Origin of the sequence: Dapis hubbardiae BLCC-M172, assembly GCF_050016015.1 — a bacterium.
GTDB lineage: Bacteria > Cyanobacteriota > Cyanobacteriia > Cyanobacteriales > Microcoleaceae > Trichodesmium.
The window spans coordinates 1-16035 of sequence record NZ_JBNHEQ010000236.1 but is presented as its reverse complement, the minus strand read 5'-3'; the positions used below and the strand labels follow the sequence as shown (position 1 = coordinate 16035).

Below are 16035 nucleotides of genomic sequence, written 5' to 3'. Positions count from 1 at the left end.
AACTGAAGTAACTGTAGGGGTTTGGTCTCCAAACCCTAATACCTTGATGGTCAACAAAAACCAGAATGAATTTTAACGAAGTCATATGAGGTCTCATTTATCCAAATTAGTCATAGCAAGAATTCAACTTCTGACTTCTAACTTCAAGATGGCGATCGCTAGATTCAGTTACCAGCTTTTCTCTGAAAGTAGAATAAAATATATCGAGCGTTCGATATAAGTTACTCACCATCCAAAAGATTAGTCACAACAAGAATTTTAACTTCTAACTTCTGACTTCTAACTTCTGACTTCAAGATAGCGATCGCTCTCTATTCAAATTAAATTGTTTGTAAATTCTGTAGCTGTGGCAGAGGTTTTCCCATTTCCTCATAAGCATAAACTAAATCTGCCAAAACTTGCTTCGCATTTTCCAGAGCTTCTTCATAAGATTCACCATAAGTTTGAGCGCACTTCCCCCATTCAGGTAAACTAGCAATATCAGTTTTATCCTCTTCAGACCATTGAATTAAAATACTATATTTCATTAGACATCTCCTTCCTCTAACCTAGCAAGTTCCTCTAACACTGCCATGACATCTTTCTCCTGATAAAGCTTGCCATCACTTCCATCCTTACCAGAAAAAATTACCGAAATATTGTGGTTTAAAGCCTCCCCTTTTAAGGGGATAATAAATAAAAATTTTCCTGTTCGTCAATCCTCTTCTTTTTAAGGAGAGGTAATTCGCGCATTCTTAATTCTTAATTCTAAATTCTTGAAAGGTTTAGCCAGAAGTGGGTGAAACAAATAGGAATGACTACCTTTCCCAGGTTTAGTTAAGAGTTAAAATCCTGCTTTTTGCAAGATTTGTTTTAATTCTCTAACTTTTTTGGGCATTTTTCCAGATAAAAATATTTCTAGAGTTCAATTGTAATATAAACAAAATATAAACAATCAGGGTAAGGCACCATCAGATTATCTATAAAAAAAGGTGCGTGACGGCAAAATTTGTTGAGTTTCCCCCTAAATCAAAAAGAGGATGCCGTCACACACCCTACTATTTCTATTTACCGAAAAATCAAGTTTTAAACCCTTCTATTTCAAGATAAAAAAGAAAAAAATTTCCCTTTTAAACAATCCTCTGCTTGAAAAGAAGAGGTAATTATTAATTATTAATTATTAATTATTAATTGTTAATTATTAATTATTTTATCTATAAAAAAAGGTGCGTGACGGCAAAATTTGTTGAGTTTCCCCCTAAATCAAAAAGAGGATGCCGTCACACACCCTACTATTTCTATTTACCGAAAAATCAAGTTTTAAACCCTTCTATTTCAAGATAAAAAAGAAAAAAATTTCCCTTTTAAACAATCCTCTGCTTGAAAAGAAGAGGTAATTATTAATTATTAATTATTAATTGTTAATTATTAATTATTGAACTGCCAACCGATCTTCCTTTACCAAAAAAGGCTCCAAAAAAAACACAGGTCACTCTCTAGAAGAATTAGACTTTGCCAATATTCCTTCACTATTCTGATAAACAGTCGTACCATTTCGTAACGCTTCAATTATATCTCGCAACGCGTGATAACCATCCACCCCTACATCCAAAGTCAACAATAACGGACAACCATCACCACTTAACTCAGTTTTTGCACAAATAACCTCTTGGTTTGGAGTTTTGGGGTCATCGCGATATTCCAGAGCAACTAAACCATCTTCCCGAAAATTATTTAACCGCCCTGCTACTCTTTCGCATCGTTCAAGTGGTTTCCAGTTTCCATCCATACCTCTCAGCATACCTAACCAGGGTTGTCTATTTTTACCATTGTCATACATGACCGTCCAAACTTGTCCATTTATATTAGTATCTTCTCTTAATTCGCAATAAAACTGATCGGTTTTTTTCACTAACAAAGGTGACCAACTTTGAACAATTTCAATACCTAAGGTGCCCACATCCATTAATAATGAAATTATAGGAATTGTCAGACCTACTACTCCTCCTATTGCTGCAATTCTCATATCTCGTCTCAAACTCACGATTTTCTCCTATCTATATATATAGTCGCTATAAATATTTTTTTAGGATGTTGAAATATAAACTCCATAAACTCCTAAGATTTTATCCAATTTTGTCTGAACAGTTTACGGAAAGGTTGAATTATTAAAATACAATTAAGGAAAGAGTTTTGTTAATTGGGTTTGCTGAAACATGGTATGAAATTCCTAAATAGCGGTGTAAGTCAGACCTATTATTTTCCTTCTTTAAGGCGCGGAAAAAGCTCCTTTCTAGCTCCTGACTCCTGTAGGGGCGAATGGCCATTCGCCCCTACCATTCCTGTAAAATCATACTTTTATTCAGCAATGCCGTTAATTTAATTATTGAAGCAAAATATAATTAGGGGGGTTTTGTCTGGTGAAGTGATAATTATGGGATTGGATAAGCCAATATAGAACCCCTAAAGGGATCTATTTAAAAACAGAGGAGGGAGATGGGGAGATGGGGAGATGGAGAGATGGGGAGTATTAGATATCTCCAACTCATCCAATCATCAAATCAATTTTTACCCATAAATTATCAATTACTTCTCCCTATTCCCTATTTTTTGAGATACCAAATGGCTTCTATATAAGAGCACACCTTCCCCACTATATACAGAATAGCACAAATAAATATTAAAAACCTTTTGCTGAAAATTTTTTCGGCTATTTTGAGGATATAGAGAATTTCATCTCAGTCAGGTATATCAGGTATAACATTCGTGGGCAAGATGCCTGCACTGAAGATTATGAAATAAGGCATCAAGCCTTCTAATTTCGCCGGAGGTACTGATAACTGATAACTGATAACTGAATTTCCTAACCTCCAGTCAGAGAATTTTTAATTAACTCAATTCCACCTTTGACAACTTCATAACCAAAAACCACAATTAGACCACTTAAAGTCGCCCCCATTACACAAAGCACCAACCCACCCAAACTAATAACACCATCATCATCCAACAAACCAAAACCAGTAACAAAAATCCCGATCGCTGGTAAAGTATTAGTACCCGGAATAGGAATCATCATCGAAATAGCCATCAGAGCGATCGCGCAACCAATAATAATTCTACCTACAAAACTCGTACAAATATAACTCAAGCGAGGACGAGATATCACCTCAATTTTCTGTAACCAAGGAATACCTTTTTTCAAAACACCTTGTACTTTCTCAAGAGAAATTGAATTATTTAACCAACTCTTAGGCAACCACGGAGTTTTAGAACCAATTATTAGTTGAACTGCCAATAAAAGTAATAAAATACCAAAAGGAATAGAGTAACCAGGAGCAGGAACAGGCAAAGCAGAAGGCAGAGACAAAATCACGAATAAAAAGCCAAAAATTCTTTCTCCAGCCAAATCAATAATATCTCCCAAAGTAACTTTAGAAGCACATTCTTCATCAAAAAAATATCGTTGTAATTCTATAGATAATTTAGCCATAGATTTATCTTAAATAATATAAATTTTAATAAGTAGGGGCTTGGTGACCAAGCCCCTACAGCATAAATTACTGTTTAAAACTAAACTAAAATAAAGCCAAAAATTTTCCTGGTAATAGGAATTAATATCTAACTAGCTATCAGCTTTGCCTGACAAAATACTCTTTAATTAATTGATAATGGATAATGAATAATTACCTCTGGTTAAAACTGTACTTGATTGAAGATAACGAAATCTCCTACCACTTTTTTTCTCCTTAAAAGGAGAGGTTTTCAACCGAATTGATTAATTATAAATTATAAATTATCTATTGGTAAAAATTCAAAGTTAACAGTCTCCCACTATACCTGATTGAAAAATTAGTAGTAACTGTTAATGGGGATTAAAACCCCCATTAAACACCTTGAGAAGCTGTTAACGTTTAGCTGCGCGAAATGTTTGCGCTAGCATTCCGAAGGAAAAAGCGTTAGCGAAGCTCCTCTGTAAGAGGCAGTTCCTCCGTAGGAGGCTAGCTAATAGCTAACTTCTACTTCTTAATTAGGTACCAACAGTCCAGGAATTCATGTACTCAACTTGTTCAGGAGTCAAAGTATCAATACCAATACCCATTGCCTGTAATTTCAAACGAGCAATTTCCTTATCAACTTCCACAGGAATAGAGTGTAAACCATTCTCTAATTTACCCTTATTCTTAACCAAATATTCGCAAGCTAATGCTTGGTTAGCAAAACTCATATCCATAACTGCACTAGGATGACCTTCAGCAGCAGCCAAGTTAACTAACCGTCCTTCACCCAATACAATTACAGACTTACCATTTTTGAGTTTATACTGTTGAGTGAAAGGTCTAACTGTCTTCACTTCATCAGCTTTTTCACCCAAAGTCTTCAGGTCAATTTCAATATCAAAGTGACCGGAGTTACAAACGATCGCTCCATCCTTCATCACATCGAAATGTTCCCCACGAAGAACGTGCTTATTACCAGTAACAGTAATAAATAAATCGCCTATAGGAGCAGCTTCCGCCATTGGCATTACACGGAAACCATCCATGATAGCTTCAATAGCGCGAACTGGATCGATTTCAGTTACAACTACATTTGCACCTAAACCTCTAGCGCGTAGAGCTGCACCTTTACCGCACCATCCGTAACCTACAACAACAGTAGTTTTACCTGCTAATAAAACATTAGTAGCACGGATGATACCATCTAAAGTAGATTGACCAGTACCGTAGCGGTTATCAAAGAAATGTTTGGTGTCTGCATCATTAACATTCATCGCAGGGAAAGTCAACACCCCATCATTAAACATTGCTCGGAGACGAACAATACCTGTAGTAGTTTCCTCAGTGGTACCAATGAGTTCAGGAAGTTGATCTTGTCTATTTTTTACTAGAGTTGCGACAACATCACTACCATCATCAATAATAATATTAGGTCTATGGTCTAAAGCAGTTTCAACGTGGCGCAGATAAGTTTCTTCATCCTCTCCTTTTATGGCAAACACAGAAATACCATAATCAACTACTAGACTAGCAGCTACATCGTCTTGAGTAGATAGAGGGTTACTAGCAATTAAGACAGCATCAGCACCAGCATTTTTGAGAGCGATCGCTAAATGAGCAGTTTCGGTTGTAACGTGACAGCAAGCTGCTAATTTAATTCCGCTTAATGGCTTTTCTTTGGCGAACCGTTCTTGAATTTGGCGTAAAACAGGCATTTCTCTACCTGCCCACTCAATTCTTTGCTTTCCTAGAGGGGCCAGGGATTGGTCTTTAACTTCGTGTTTAATTTGGACTGGTGTTGCAACCATTTAGTTATTTCCTTAATATATCATAATCTTTAGTTAGTTTAACCAATTTTGCATAACTCGATCAAGAGTGTTAATACGACAAAATTTATTTTGACATTCATACCAATATATGTTATGTCAATTTGATAAAATCATGTAAGCTTTGTTGATGAAGAATCGGTAGTATAGTTACGCGATAACTGGTGTTCAACAATTAATAATTACCTCCTCTTGAAGATAAGAGGATTGGTTAAAAGGGAAATTTTTTTCTTTTCAAGGGGAGATTGGATATGGCGTTTTGCTCTGCAACATATAAAGCGGAGCGGCTCTGTTAAGAGCAGGAAAACTCCCCATCCCACTCAGGGGGAAACTTTCCTTACGGAATGCTATCGCAAACGTTTTTTATGTCGGCGAAAGCCGTTTTGCTCCGCAACATGAAAAACGCGGGTTGTGCGGAACGCTAAACGACCGCTTTTTCTCCTTTAAAGCCTCTCCTTTAAAGCTTTATTTTTCGGTAACATTTGACTTACAATCACACTTACATCAGGAAATACTAAAGGAGAAATACTCTCTGTTTCGGAAAAAATAATCTCGTTTTGATAACCCGCTTCAGAAGGTTCGCGAAAAACGTGCAACTGGCGGTCTACAACATCTAAAATACAATAATCTGCTATTCCCGATCTAGAATAAGCTTTTGCTTTTTTATCCCTATCAATTCTGAAAGTTGTATCTGCAACCTCAATTATTAAATAAACTTCTGAAGCTATTGGATGATGGTCTAAATAACGTTCTAGAGGTGGCATGACAAGAGCAATATCTGGTTCAGGTTCAGAATAATTATTTAATCGAATAGGGTCTTGTGTCCAGACTAAAACTTTCTCTGCCAAAAGATTTTCTAGTAATTTCTGTATTTGCTTTCCAGCTATAACATGAGCAATGCCTTTTGCTGCCATTCTAATTACTTGCCCTTCCATTAATTATACTCGTTCCTCTGGAGCTAATATTCCTGCTTCAGCCATCAGATAGTATTCATCAACTGTCCATAGGCGAAATGTTAAAGGAGTCTCTGTTTTCGGCATAGCTTTAATAAATTTATAGCGCTTTTCAAGTAAACAAACCACACAGTCCATTATGAATTCTACGGTTCTTGACGGTCTGGTTTGAGGCACAGTTAGGGCAAGATAATGATGTTATTAACATCATATCAACACACTATTTTTGGATATTTGCCTGATATCATGTCCGGTAGCATCGGTATTGTATAGGCAAGGTAAGGAAGAAGGAAGAAGGCTTGAGTTATCTAGGAGAGAAGGAAGAAAAAAGGAAAAACCTTAAATTAGGTAAATATTTACTCAACTTTTACACGCTCCGATACCAGCGGACATGATATTATTTTATATTACCGAATTATTAATTATTAATAATTAAATAATTATGGTTTAAAGCCTCCCCTTGGATAGGGGAAAAAGCGGTCGTTTGCGAAGCATTCCGTAGGATGGGATGGCTAACGCCATCCCTCGACCAAGAGAAAAGTGCTCTTGAATTTCCTTATGTTCAATTCCCGTGCGGTTTTAACCAGAGGTAATTATCAATTATCAATTATCAATTATCAATTAATGAACTGATTTGGTATAATTGCTCTGCTTTTGATTGCAACAGAGAATAAAAAAGGGCTAATCAAGCCCCTAGTATCACCATTTTCTAGTTTTTAGTACAAAGTATTGTTTTAAACAACTCTAGAAACAAAACTTAGAGTTGCCCAACTATTAATATCTAGAGTATAATCATCCGTTGATAACCCAGTAGATTGAATAGTTGATTGACTGGCACTCTGTAAATCTCGTAACACTGCTTCTGCTACTGCTAAAGGATTTAATACTTCTTTAATTAGGCGATCGTCTCTAACCTGACGCACCTCTCCATCAAGAGTTGCAATTGTTTCCTTAAATGGTTCATGGCTAGAGAGAATCATAATTTCTGATAATCCTTCAGGACCTATTACTCTCCACCCAAAAGATTCTGTATCTCTAGGAGAATTGCTAATCACCGGAGGCATATTTATACTATCACCCGGAGAAATAACCATACCTGTTTGTGAAAGTTGAGCATTATTCCCAGGTTGATTAGATATAGTTGGATCGAGAACAAGAATGCGCCCACTACTGTCTAAAATGAATAACATAAAATAGACTGGGCGATCGCCATCATTATATAATCGACATTGAATTCTACTGCCAATAGGTAAAGTTAGTAATCCATCAGAAACTCCCAACTTGCCTACATCTTCTTCTCTATTAGTTTGAAATTTTTCCCCATCGCTAATTCCGAAAGTTTCTCGACGCATAACGCTCTTTGCTTCTGGAGTAACAGTAGCTAAGTTAGCTCTAAGTTTAATTTGAGTAGATCCTTCATTATTAGTTAAGCGTAATATCTTAGCTGCCAGCAAAGTTTTCAATTGGGAACTTAACCTTTGTACTGCTACCTTGACTGCTTCTCCTCCTTCTCCTGAACTATTGGGTATTAGCACCTGACCTAGAGAAAATAGAGCATAACGACCCTGAGACATGGAGGGTAGAGGTGCTGAAGGACTTTGAGCAATAGTTGTTTCCCGAACTCGACTAAATACATAATCTGCTGCCTGTGTATTTGGCACTACAGTAACTTGAGGTATTGCTGAAAAACCACTGGTAGCATCTACCCGCTCAATTCTTGACATATTAGGATCTAGAGCTATCATTACATCCATAGGTCGAGGCACAACTCTAATCTTTTCTCGTACCAGCGATCCTGCTAAAAGTTGAGAATTAGGAGGAGATTTTTGAGGTTTTTTTTGTATTTGGTTGGTATTTTCATCGTTCTGAAACTCTTCTTGCTGCTGTTCTGATGATTGTTGTGAGCTGTTATTAGTTTCAATGATTACGGAAGCTTTTGCTTTTAAGCCAGTTCGACTCCGAATTTGTAATCGAAAGTTTGGATCTGAATCTAAATCAGGTAAGGTTGTGAATAGGGAATTAGATTTAACTGTATCAAGAATACTAATTGGTAATCCTCCTAACCATAGATTTGCTGTTTTGCCATTATCTTCTACTGAAGTTACTACACCGCTAGCAGGTGGTAATGAAGGACTCAATAGGTTTTGATAACTAATAGTTACTGGAGTTATAGTAGCTATTTCTGTTGATTGAGCAATTTTCTGTTGTTTTGCTTGTTTCAACTCTGGCTGCTGATTAGCTCCAGTTACTTGTTCTACGGAGCTACCGGCTCGTGAAAAACTAATTTGTAGTTTGCTTACAGGGGTTGTAGACCATAAAGTTTGGGTAAGAGCATAGGTAAATAGACCGTAGCTCAAACCATTGCAGTCAGTTTCAGTAGCAAATTGGCTCTCTTGACTAGCATTAAGAATTACCCCTGGCAGTTGGCTTTCATAGATTTCCTGTTCTCCTAGAATATTTTGTCGATCGCGAAGTTGCGTTTGTATTGCTTTCTCTTTAATATTAATTTGTTCTGTAGTTGAACTAGGTCGAGAACGAATTCTTAGAGAACCTTGCAAATTTTTACCCGGATATACATAGCTAGTATCTAATACAGTTACGACTTTTGTGGTGGAGAGAGAGCACAATAATAACCATAGAGTCTCTTGTAAAACATCATTTATTGCTCTACCCCGATCGTTGGGAGCTATCCCATCTATTGGTACTAGAGTATTTTGAAATGTTAAATTTGAGGCACTTAACTCATTATCTTCATCCTCATCAATCATCTTACTGACACGACTACCATAGCCACTAAAGTGAAATAAAACTAAGTCATCTGGTTTAGCTTGATTAGTTAAATGATTAATAAAAGCTGTTTCTATATTTTCCCTAGTAGCTTGTTTATTTGTGAGAGTGAGAATATCAGTAGGTAAAAAACCAAACCGATGAATTAGCAACTCCTGCTGCATCTCCACATCTGTAACACACCCAGACAGAGGTGCATCTGGATATTCATTAATACCTACTAAAAATGCTAATTTACGTCCTGTAGTTTGAGCTAAGGCTTCTGAGTAACGACTTTGGAGACGCCACCACCCTGCTTCATTTATTCCCAATGCTCCTAGGGCTAAGCTAGCCCTTTGCAGAAATTCCCGCCGCTTTAATCCCATTCTTCTTCCTTAATTTCCTACCTTTAACTGAGTCAAGCAAGAACTTTAATATAACAACAGTATTAATTTTCTATATAATTGACGCATTCTGTCCTTAATCAATAAGGGCGATCGCTACTTTCATGCAACAAAGCCCACTCACGAGTTGAGTTTTGTGCGTCTTTCTGATCGGATTTTAACCAGTCATCCAGTTAAAAAAACTCTTAGAGATAACTTGATGCTCGTGCCAAAATGCCTGCTTCAGTCTCTCATCTGACTCACTATCCATCTAAACAGTTAGAATATATTAACTGAGGCAATTGTATAGAACAATTACAGTAATATTCAATAGCTAATTTATTAGTATAAATTAAGTATCCTTTTTAACTGGCTTAACTGCCAAAATCAGAGTTTCTTTACCTAACTCTTAGAGGCGGGTTTAAAGCTTACCTTTAACTAAGGTATAACTTTCATAACCCGCCTCCATTTTCTAATTATGCCTTATCTTTGAGGGCTATACCAGAAAAATTTCTGTTAATTTGCCTGAGCTTTCATTGCATTAGCCAACTCTGCTGCTACTTCTGGTCGTGAAAATTCTGGTGGTGGTAACTCACCCCGACGTAACATTTCTCGTACTTTTGTCCCTGATAAATGAATTCTTTCTTCTTTGATACTTGGACTTGTTTTGCTTGTGGCCATACCTTTGGTACGAGTACAGTAGAAAGCGTGTTCAAACTTCATCGGAACGATACCTAACTCTCCGGGTTCAAACTCATCGAAGATATATTGAGCATCATAAGTTCCATAATAATCCCCTACCCCAGCATGATCTCGACCAACAATGAAGTGGGTACAACCATAATTTTTCCGCACTAAAGCATGAAAAATTGCTTCCCGTGGGCCAGCATAACGCATAGCCGAAGGATTAATGGCCATCATTACTCGGTCTTGAGGAAAGTATTTTTCTAACATAATCTCGTAACAACGCATCCTGACATCAGCAGGAATGTCATCTGATTTGGTAGCACCCACCAAAGGATGTAGAAATAAACCATCTACTGTTTCTAAAGCACATTTTTGAATATATTCGTGGGCACGGTGGATGGGGTTACGGGTTTGGAAACCAACTACTGTATTCCAACCTTTTTCTAGGAAGAGTTTTCTGGACTCGGCTGGATCTATTTGATATTTGGGAAATAATGGGTGAGGATGACGCTCTAATAACCATACTGGACCTGCTAAGTTAACTGGGCCAGCATCATAAACAACTTTCACTCCTGGATGTTTTTCTTCATCTGTGCGATAAACATTGGTTACTTCATGGGCTTTATTGTAGCGGAACTTTTGAGTTAATTCTAAAACTCCTGCAAATTCTCCTTCTGGAGAATCTAGACGCACCCAACTTCCTTCTTTGATTGAATCTGCTACTTCTTCTGAGACTGATAATGTTACAGGTATACTCCAAGGCAGTCCATTTTTGAGACGCATATCAATGACTACGCTTTCATAGTCATCTGCTTCCATAAAGCCATTGAGAGGGCTAAAGCCTCCTATAGCTATCATTTCTAAGTCTGAAAGAGCCCGCTTGTCTAATTGTACCTTTGGCAAGCTTTCAGCTTTTTCCATGAATTCTTGTCGTTCTGCTGGTGTGGCAATCCGATTAATTAGGTGGCCACCGTGTGCTGGTATACCATTTGGATACTGAGTCAAGGTGATTCCTCTCTATTATTGACTACTATATGAGAAAGATTAAATTTTCTAATCTTTATCGTACATCTTTGAGGTACATCTCTCTTCATTTACTTATTGGCAGTAGATAGAGGTCAAGGTAGCTCTCAAGGATGTTTTCTTTCTCCTCACTTCTTTTGTGGTAGTCATCTCACCGGACTTAATCACAATTATCTATAAGGCCAAGTTTAGTCAGTAATCTTGTTGTTATAGAAAAACTCTAAGTATTTAGAAATCACAGTCTACTAATATAGCATTTATATTTAAGTTTTGAGAATTTTTTTGAGGAAAAAGCGACAGGAAATCAGGTATATACAGATTTGTCTTATAACTACACAGGACTTACGCAGAACCGCCATATTGAGTAGGGGCGATTTCCGTCAGGAAAAAGCGTTTCGGCGCTTGAGCCGACATGGAAAGCGGAGCATTCCGTCAGGAAATGCGGAGCATGACCTAGGATAGCTTTGCAGAATGCAAAACGCGTTTGCGACAATTCGGAACGAAATCGCCCCTACAGATGGTGTGTAATTTAATATTTTGTGTAAGTCCTGACTACTTAAAAGCTCACTACTGGGTTGTTTCATCTTAAAATGGTGCGTTAGATAGGGACTGTAGGGAGGGTGGGAAGTGTGGTCCGGGTGGGGAGAAAAAGACACCTAGAAACAAAAATCTATTGCACAGTTTTAGCTGAAACAGTCCACTACTGCCGTGTCAAGCCTTAAATGTTACTTTATAAAAATGGTAGGATGCTGATTTTTCAAAGCTTGACATCAAAAATCTATTCCACTATTTTAAGCTTGACACGGCACTACACTAGATAAGATTATCGCAATCTGTGCAGGATTTATCAAAGCAAAATATAGATAATCAAGTCTGAAACTCTTACCACTGTTCCCTGATTCTAAAAGATTTTTTACATAACCAAAATAGGACTGCTTTATAGATATCAAAAAAACTCAAAATCAGACTATGTAAAGTTATGTAAAAAATATACTGTCTACAATGTAAATAATTTGACAAAAACTAGTTTACTAAATTAGTATTATCTAAATCATAATATAAGCTCTGAAACCGCAAAATTTGATTAGGCAAACTATTAGCACTCATCATGGAAGATTGCTAAATGTAAGCCATTAAACTTTGACGATATATCAAGCAATAAATAAAAGTTTTGCATCTGTTTTATAGAGTTGGATAAATTAGCAGTCTTTCAAGGTGAGTGCTAATTTTAACGGTAGTTTAGTAATCCTAAATCAGTTATGAGAATTTGACTTGTTCTATTTTTTTTAAGGATACAATATCTCACAACTAAAAGAGATTACTATATATAATAATTTGACAAATTCTGAGGAGGAAAAGGATAAATGCGATATACTTTTGAACTTTTAGGTGTTTCTCCAGTCCTACATTTTTTTAATCAACAACAAAAATTACAAGTAGAAAATAACTTAAATGTAGAATATTTAGGACACCATAAGTGTTCCCTAGATGTGTTTCTAAAATCTGTAGAAACTGTTTCTACTCATCGTAGTTGGAGAGTAGATAAAGTTGTAGAAACGGTGATTAATTTTTGGATGAATAACGCTGATAGTGTTCAGTATTGGAATTATCGCTTAAAAGATGCTGGAAAAGATAAACTTTTAGTGGCAAGAGTGGGAGATATTAAATCTTTACGGCAATCTTTTGAATTATTACTGAATAATTAGGTAATATTATGTCTGGTTGAATAGTTATAAATAATGAGGGAGGAGTAAGGAGTCAGGTGCGAAGAGAAGAGAAGAGAAGAGAGTTTGAATGTATAGAAACCTATAGATTGGGAGTGTGGGAAGTCTGGGGGCCTAGATTCTACTTTTTTCCCTATTTTATTTCTCAATCTCCTGACTTCTGTACGGGTGATTCGCGTTTTGCATTCTGCAAAGCTTTCCGTTAGGAAATCACCCCTACGGCTAATACCATTTCTCATGCATGAATGCTATATATGATTGGGTGGGGAAGTGTGGGAAGTGTGGGTAGGGACGTTGCATAAGGGCGTCCGTACGAGAGAGGTTAAAAGTAGGAAAAACCTATACTAACCGACTAATAATTGTCAAAAAAAGACTTTGAATCTTGCTAACTATTTAACTTCTGAAGTCAAGCTGAAGTATAGCATTAATGCATGGTAGTTGGTATAACTCCTTTGCCAAAAACCCTCACCTTTGCGGAGATCCCAAATGGCTTCTATAGAACCCATTTGGGATCTATTTGTGTACTTAAAATGGGGGGTGGGGAGTGTGGGGAGTGTAGGGAGTAGGGCAGTTTGGAGAGATGGGGAGATGGGGAGATGGGGTGTATTAGATATCTGCCACTCATCCCATCATCAAATCAATTATTACCCATTTTTTATCAATTAATTCTCCACCAGAACCTATTTCTTGGAGATACTGTTAGGGCTTCTATAAGGAAGAGAAAGTTTTTTGTTCGCCTAAGCGGAACGGAGTTTTATCGCTCACTTGAAAATAGGGTTTGTGGAGCTTGATATCAGATGTATCACAGAGCGCGTTTTCATAGCGTAGTATTGGTCATTTGTCAAAAAAATTTAGATGCGTTTTCCCTGAGAGGGAAACAGGTTTAGTTAAAATATCCCCATTTATGGTTGCCAGTAGTAAAATGTAACGGTTGTTTTAGTTGTAGATAGAGTGTGATAGAACGTTACACCTTACCCGAAATGGGTGAACTTTGGACTGATAATGCCAAGCTGAAAACTTGGCTACAAGTGGAAATAGCTGTCTGTGAAGCTCAGGCAGAACTTGGCTATATACCTGCTGAGGCAGTAGTAGAAATTAAGGCCAAGGCAAATTTTGACCGGGAGCGGGTGCTGGAAATTGAGGCAGAAGTCCGCCATGATATGATTGCCTTCTTAACAAATGTTAATGAATATGTTGGTGATGTCGGACGTTATATTCACCTGGGTTTAACAAGTTCTGATGTTTTGGATACTGCTCTGGCATTGCAAATGGTTGGGAGTCTGGATGTGTTGTTGTCATGTGTGGAAGAGTTAGGGCAAGCTATTCGCTATCAAGCACAACAACATCGAGAAACTTTCATGGTTGGGCGTTCCCACGGTATTCATGCGGAACCGATGACGTTTGGTTTTAAATTGGCGGGATGGTTAGCGGAGGTTTGTCGGCATCGCCAGAGGTTAGTGCAACTACGTCAGAATATTGCTGTGGGTAAAATTTCTGGAGCAGTGGGAACTTATGCAAATATTGACCCCAGAGTTGAGGCGATCGCTTGCCAAAAACTGGAACTTGAACCGGATACAGCTTCTACTCAGGTAATTTCTCGCGATCGCCATGCTGAGTATGTACAAACCCTTGCTTTATTGACTGCTTCTATTGAACGTTTTGCGGTGGAAATTCGTAACCTCCAACGGACTGATGTTTTAGAGGTTGAGGAATATTTTTCTCAAGGTCAAAAAGGTTCCAGTGCGATGCCTCACAAACGTAACCCCATCCGTTCAGAAAGGTTAACGGGAATGGCGAGAATTGTTCGGGGTCATGCTGTTGCTGCTTTGGAAAATGTTGCCCTTTGGCATGAGCGTGATATTTCTCATAGTTCGGTAGAAAGGGTAATTTTGCCAGATGCTTGTATTTTGACTCATTTTATGCTTAAAGAAACTACTGAGTTAGTTAAGAAATTGTTGGTATACCCAGAAAACATGAAGCGAAATATGAATGTTTATGGAGGGGTAATTTTTAGTCAACGAGTGCTTTTAGCTTTAGTAGAAAAAGGCATGATGCGAGAAGATGCTTATAAAATTGTTCAGTCTTGCGCTCATCAAGCTTGGAATCAACCAAATGGTAATTTTCAAGATTTAATTACTCAAAATGAACAGATTCAAAGTCAGTTATCTGAGGCAGAAATTGCAGCTTGTTTTGACCCGAAACACCATTTAAAACATTTAGATGATGTCTATCAAAGATTAGGTATTTAGTAAGCAAAAAGCAGTCAGCTATCAGCTATCAGCTTCTAACAAAAATCTACATTTCCTACGACAGAATTGTATAGGTTTACAACTCAAATTCGTCGTTATTGTGCTTCAATTCTCTAGTAAAAAATGTAGCAGAAGTTAAACTAATACTTGCTTCATTCATTAAAAAGCTAATAGCTGAATGCTGACATTACTCAATGATTAATAATTAATAATCACCAAAAAATCAAGGTATAAAGCCTCTCTTTTCAAGGAGAAACAAAAAAAATTTTCTTTTATTCAATCCTCTTCCTTTTAGGGAGAAGTAATTATCAATTATCAATTATTGAACTGTTCGTCAATCCTCTTCTTTTCAAGGAGAGGTAATTATAAATTATCAATTATAAATTATAAATTCTTGAAACCTTATTTTTTCGGCAACCAAAATAAAATTATTAACTTTCACGAAAAGCATTATTAATCATTAGGGCTGGCTGATTAAATTTAAAAGTATTGGCAGATCGAGGCTTTAGTATTTTTTGCTTCAAAAAAGTGCTAGCTTTTCGGTATAATATTATATTAGGTTAAATAGTTATTATAATTAAAGTTCGTAGTAGGGCTTCAGCCCTATCTACACTTGGGGCTGAGAGCTATTCTACAAACAAAAACTTGATTATAAGTGATTATCCGCAATTCGTAGCTCCCCCGGAGGGGGCACATCATATAAAAAGTTAAAAAGTGAGTATTTTAGGCAGATAAGGGCATAAAAATTAAGGGATAATTCTTTCTTCTACGTTCTCTAAATTTACCGAAAAATCAAGGTATAAAGCCTTCTATTTCAAGAGAAAAAATAAAAAAAATCCTTTTATTCAATCCTCTTATTTATAAGAAGAGGTAATTATTAATTGTTGAACATCCCTCCTGACTCCTGACTCCTGACTCCTGACTCCTGACTCCTGACTCCTGACTCCT

Annotated in this window: 10 protein-coding genes; 3 read left to right on the top strand and 7 right to left on the bottom strand. The window is 37.0% G+C overall.

Translation table 11 applies throughout. The features are described from left to right. Positions 1–320: 320 nt before the first annotated feature. The 7 genes from ACP6PK_RS21820 to sat all read right to left on the bottom strand — a co-directional run bounded on the left by ACP6PK_RS21820 (position 321) and on the right by sat (position 11096). Entirely contained in the window at positions 321–527 is a 207-nt protein-coding gene (locus tag ACP6PK_RS21820; RefSeq protein WP_426562603.1) for a type II toxin-antitoxin system HicB family antitoxin, read from the bottom strand. A 941-nt stretch (positions 528–1468) separates the two neighbouring features. Next, positions 1469–2023 carry a COP23 domain-containing protein gene (locus ACP6PK_RS21815; protein ID WP_246844001.1) on the bottom strand — a complete coding sequence of 185 codons (555 nt, stop codon included), beginning with the start codon at positions 2021–2023 and terminating at the stop codon, positions 1469–1471. A gap of 819 nt (positions 2024–2842) precedes the next feature. Further along, entirely contained in the window at positions 2843–3469 is a 627-nt protein-coding gene (locus tag ACP6PK_RS21810) for an exopolysaccharide biosynthesis protein (RefSeq protein ID WP_094671831.1), read from the bottom strand. Between the two features lie 537 nt (positions 3470–4006). Further along, positions 4007–5284, bottom strand: coding sequence for an adenosylhomocysteinase (gene ahcY, locus ACP6PK_RS21805; RefSeq protein ID WP_426562601.1), 1278 nt, complete (start codon positions 5282–5284; stop codon positions 4007–4009). A 461-nt stretch (positions 5285–5745) separates the two neighbouring features. Next, positions 5746–6237: a Uma2 family endonuclease gene (locus ACP6PK_RS21800; protein WP_426562599.1), complete on the bottom strand. Its 492-nt coding sequence runs from the start codon at positions 6235–6237 to the stop codon at positions 5746–5748. 752 nt (positions 6238–6989) lie between these two features. Further along, positions 6990–9407 (bottom strand): caspase family protein, encoded by a 2418-nt coding sequence (locus ACP6PK_RS21795; protein ID WP_426562597.1) that lies wholly within the window; start codon positions 9405–9407, stop codon positions 6990–6992. A gap of 513 nt (positions 9408–9920) precedes the next feature. Continuing rightward, the gene (gene sat, locus ACP6PK_RS21790; protein WP_094673680.1) at positions 9921–11096 is read right to left on the bottom strand and encodes a sulfate adenylyltransferase; all 1176 of its coding nucleotides are present in this window, start codon (positions 11094–11096) and stop codon (positions 9921–9923) included. 1382 nt (positions 11097–12478) lie between these two features. Between sat and ACP6PK_RS21785 the strand changes: the two genes are divergently transcribed. From ACP6PK_RS21785 to purB, 3 genes are all read left to right on the top strand, one after another. Then, positions 12479–12820: a hypothetical protein gene (locus ACP6PK_RS21785; RefSeq protein ID WP_426562594.1), complete on the top strand. Its 342-nt coding sequence runs from the start codon at positions 12479–12481 to the stop codon at positions 12818–12820. 504 nt (positions 12821–13324) lie between these two features. Then, on the top strand, positions 13325–13504 hold the full coding sequence (locus ACP6PK_RS21780; RefSeq protein ID WP_426562592.1) for a hypothetical protein: 180 nt from the start codon (positions 13325–13327) through the stop codon (positions 13502–13504). 287 nt (positions 13505–13791) lie between these two features. Beyond that, a complete protein-coding gene (gene purB / locus ACP6PK_RS21775; protein ID WP_426562590.1) occupies positions 13792–15087 on the top strand; it encodes an adenylosuccinate lyase in 1296 nt (431 codons plus the stop codon). The last annotated feature ends 948 nt before the right edge of the window (positions 15088–16035 follow it).

Excerpts from the sequence above, each read along its gene's own strand:
- ACP6PK_RS21800 (WP_426562599.1), bottom strand. The coding sequence starts at position 6,237 with ATGGAAGGGCAAGTAATTAGAATGGCAGCAAAAGGCATTGCTCATGTT.
- ahcY (WP_426562601.1), bottom strand. The coding sequence starts at position 5,284 with ATGGTTGCAACACCAGTCCAAATTAAACACGAAGTTAAAGACCAATCC.
- ACP6PK_RS21810 (WP_094671831.1), bottom strand. The coding sequence starts at position 3,469 with ATGGCTAAATTATCTATAGAATTACAACGATATTTTTTTGATGAAGAA.
- ACP6PK_RS21820 (WP_426562603.1), bottom strand. The coding sequence starts at position 527 with ATGAAATATAGTATTTTAATTCAATGGTCTGAAGAGGATAAAACTGAT.
- ACP6PK_RS21795 (WP_426562597.1), bottom strand. The coding sequence starts at position 9,407 with ATGGGATTAAAGCGGCGGGAATTTCTGCAAAGGGCTAGCTTAGCCCTA.
- ACP6PK_RS21785 (WP_426562594.1), top strand. The coding sequence starts at position 12,479 with ATGCGATATACTTTTGAACTTTTAGGTGTTTCTCCAGTCCTACATTTT.
- ACP6PK_RS21780 (WP_426562592.1), top strand. The coding sequence starts at position 13,325 with ATGGCTTCTATAGAACCCATTTGGGATCTATTTGTGTACTTAAAATGG.